The 600-nt window shown below is 73.0% G+C and carries 1 pseudogene; it reads left to right on the plus strand.

Features of this window, described 5'->3' with window-relative positions:
• Window positions 1–111 precede the first annotated feature (111 nt).
• A pseudogene (locus E0D90_RS25965) lies at window positions 112–600 on the plus strand (bile acid:sodium symporter); the annotation flags it as partial.

A 600-nucleotide genomic window follows, 5' to 3' on the forward strand; every position in this document is an offset into this window, starting at 1 on the left:
GCACCAGGTGGCGGTGTACGCGCCCACCCCGATGGCGGCCGCGTACACCGCCACCTGGTGCCGCTCCAGCGTCTCCGTCAGCCCGCCCGCCACACGCACCCGACCCCTCCGGCGGCGCCGTCCTCGGGTGGGGCGGTCGAGCCGGGTATCGGCCCGGTGCTGGTGGGGCTGTTGTACGTGACGTTCCTCCAGGTACCGGCGGCCGACCTGGTGCGGTCGTTGCGCGCGGGCCGTTTTCTGGGGGCCGCGCTGGTCGTGAACTTCGCGGTGGTGCCGCTGGTGGTGCTGGCGATGTTCCCGTTCCTGCCGGAGGACCGCGCGGTGCGTCTGGGTGTGCTGCTGGTGCTGCTGTGCCCGTGTGTGGACTACGTGATCGCGTTCTGCCGGCTGGCGGGCGGCAGTGACCGCAGGCTGCTGGCGGCGACACCGCTGCTGCTGGTGGCGCAGATGGCGCTGCTGCCGGTGTTCCTGTGGCTGTTCCTGGGTTCGGGGCTGGCGGAGGTGGTGGAGGCGGGGCCGTTCGTCGAGGCGTTCGTGACGTTCATCGTGGTGCCGCTGGGGCTCGCCTGGCTGACGCAGGCGTGGCGGGCGGGGGTGGGG

It is taken from the genome of Streptomyces otsuchiensis (genome assembly GCF_004305975.1).
Classification (GTDB): Bacteria; Actinomycetota; Actinomycetes; order Streptomycetales; family Streptomycetaceae; genus Streptomyces; species Streptomyces otsuchiensis.